Origin of the sequence: Actinospineispora acaciae DSM 45401 (assembly GCF_000620785.1) — a bacterium.
GTDB classification, from domain to species: domain Bacteria; phylum Actinomycetota; class Actinomycetes; order Mycobacteriales; family Pseudonocardiaceae; genus Pseudonocardia; species Pseudonocardia acaciae.
On record NZ_JIAI01000081.1, the window covers coordinates 1 to 1,829 of the forward strand.

Below are 1,829 nucleotides of genomic sequence, written 5' to 3' on the forward strand. Positions count from 1 at the left end.
CCCGCCCGCCAGCAAGAGTGGCGACAATCCCAAGCCGCTCGGTCCGTTCACCGACCGGCGGATCGAGCAGATCCAGCGGGACAGTGACCTCGCCCTCACCGACCGCGAGTCCAGGACGGTGCCGGGCCGAGGGAGCACGGTGGCTCGGGACAAGCCGGTGAACCAGGACGGCCCGAACCGTACGCCGCCACCGGGACCGGGTTCACAGGGTGAGCACGTGGGTCTGGTGGCCAGCACCGTGACCAACCGGAGCTCCACCAACCCGTCGCCAGCACAGGCCCCTCCCGCCACGGTCACCGAGAACGGACCCACCGTCATCTCGGTCGGAAGGACCGCCGGTGGCACCGGGTCGAGCACCGCGACGTCCCGCTCGGGCACGACGGCCAGCTCGTCGCCGGCCAGCCCGACCCGCGACGGCGCGCCAGGCAACGATGAGGCCATGGTCGCGGCCAGCGGCGGATCACACGGCTCGGGCGGCGGCAAGGTCGCCGGCACGGCACCGGACTCCGCCGGAACGAACCTCGGCGGGCTGGCGTCCGGCTCGGCGGACAGCGGGCCCGCGCATGTCGGCCAGAAGCGCGGCACGAATATCGGGCGAGACCCACCGGGCAAGGGCCGGACAACCGAAGGTTACGAGGGCCGCGATGTCGGCACTCGGGACGGCTTGGACGATTCAGTCGAGCTGACTCATGACGACACGCGCGCGCTGACGTCCAAGGACACCTGCACCTGCGAGACCGAGATGCGTCTCGACGCCGACGACGCCAGCAAGGTCGACCTGGACCAGGTGCCCGCGTCGAGGCCGGAGGACCGGGACTCGGCCGCGGTGGAGCGCAGGTTCCAGCACAAGTACGGCGTCGAGTTCAAGGACATGTCCAAGGCGGAGCTCGACGAGCTTATGGCCTCGGACGACATACCGATCGGCACCAAGATCGCCCTGCGCGGTTGGAAGGACGGCGCAAAGAACTCCCACATGATCATGGCGGAGAAGACCCCCGCCGGGATGCGCTACTACGACGGCGACAAGGTTCTGACGGAAGCGCCGGCGAACACCAAGCGGGCGATGGTGCTCAAGCCCGGCAAGGGCCGCGACCGGGGAGCGAGCGAAAGCGCCGCGCCGATGCCGGTGTACATCTGGCGTGAGCCGGGGATGCCGAAGACCGAGTTCAACGACAAGGCGGAGGACCTGGCGCGCCTCAGCGCAGAAGGCAAGACGTTCAAGGCGCCGAACCCCGTGCCCCGTGACCGCAGCGTCCCCGAGGGCTACCGACAGGACCTGATCAACCGGATCTGGCGGCAGTACAGCGAACGCAACCGCGAGTTCGCCGACCGGCTGGTCGAGCGGGTGACCAAGCGGATGGAGGCCGACCACGTACACGAGCTGCAGCTCGGTGGGCCGGACACACGGTCGAACCTGAGGATGCTCGACGGGTTCACCAACCGCCAGATCGGGATGCGTCAGATCCGCCCGCAGATCGCCAAACTGCCCGACGGTACCCCGATCCGGATCAAGGTCCGCGGCTCCAACGACGGCCAAGCGGTAGGCACCCAGCGCTCCACGCCCGCCGGGCCAGAGGGCGCTGTAGAGCAGTCGCTGGCCGACCGCATCAACGAGAAGCTTCTCCAGAGGGGTGGCGCCGAGGACATCGCTCGACTCGCGAAAGATCTGGGTGGCGATACCAGTCCAGCGAAGATTCGGCGATTGGCATCGAAGATTCGGCGGCTGGCCAAGACCGATTCGCGGTTCAATATTGAAGGCCCTCGTGTTGTTGGAGGGGTTGAAGAGAGCCCGGGCCTACTGCGGTTGTGGCAGGCCAACGATCGCGAGG

At 68.3% G+C, this 1,829-nt stretch carries 1 protein-coding gene; it reads left to right on the forward strand.

Going from position 1 to position 1,829, the window contains the following annotated elements; all coding sequences use genetic code 11:
• Nucleotides 1-1,829, forward strand: a 1,829-nt coding sequence (locus N912_RS64975; RefSeq protein ID WP_051581826.1) for a hypothetical protein, incomplete at both ends; no start/stop codon positions are given.